1 rRNA gene is annotated in these 732 nt (G+C 64.8%); it reads left to right on the top strand.

Annotation, left to right across the window (positions count from 1 at the left end):
- Nucleotides 1–107: 107 nt before the first annotated feature.
- Nucleotides 108–732 (top strand): 23S ribosomal RNA (locus AAAX73_RS09715); the annotation flags it as partial.

Below are 732 nucleotides of genomic sequence, written 5' to 3'. Positions count from 1 at the left end.
ACTGTGCCGCGGTATGAGATACCCGAATTGCGACATACGAGCGCTATTCATGATATCGATTAATTTAATTTAGCGACACGTGGATATCCCGCGGGCCCGATGCGGTCCCGCAAGATACCACGGGCGCACGGCGGATGCCTTGGCACAGGGAGCCGATGAAGGACGCGGCAAGCTGCGATAATCCCCGGCGAGGAGCACACATCCTTCGACCCGGGGGTCTCCGAATGGGCGAACCCATGCACAGCAGTGTGCATATCCCCCCGCTGAACGCATAGGCGGGGGGAGGACGACCCGGGGAACTGAAACATCTAAGTACCCGGAGGAGAGGAAATCAATCTCGAGACTCCCCGAGTAGCGGCGAGCGAAAGGGGACCGATGGCCAAACCGGCGAGCGGGCGTACCCGGCAGGGGTTCCGCCGTCGGGGTTGCAGGGCCGCGCATCCGGGGGCTGCCGCCCCCGGGCGCAGGTCCGGCTGGGGAGCGGAACGGCATGGGAGGGCCGGCCGCAGCGGGTGACAGCCCCGTACGCGAACCCAGACCGGACGGCGCGACGCGGTCCCTGAGTAGGGCCGGGCACGTGAAACCCGGTCCGAACCTGGGTGGACCACCATCCAAGCCTGAGTACTACCCTGTGACCGATAGCGCACCAGTACCGTGAGGGAAAGGTGAAAAGCACCCCGGGAGGGGAGTGAAACAGTACCTGAAACCGTGCGCCCACGAGCAGTCGGAGCA

The organism is Collinsella sp. CLA-ER-H9 (assembly GCF_040092295.1).
Lineage (GTDB): Bacteria > Actinomycetota > Coriobacteriia > Coriobacteriales > Coriobacteriaceae > Collinsella.
The sequence above is the reverse complement of the archived record's forward strand: the minus strand, read 5'-3'. Positions and strand labels throughout refer to the sequence as shown.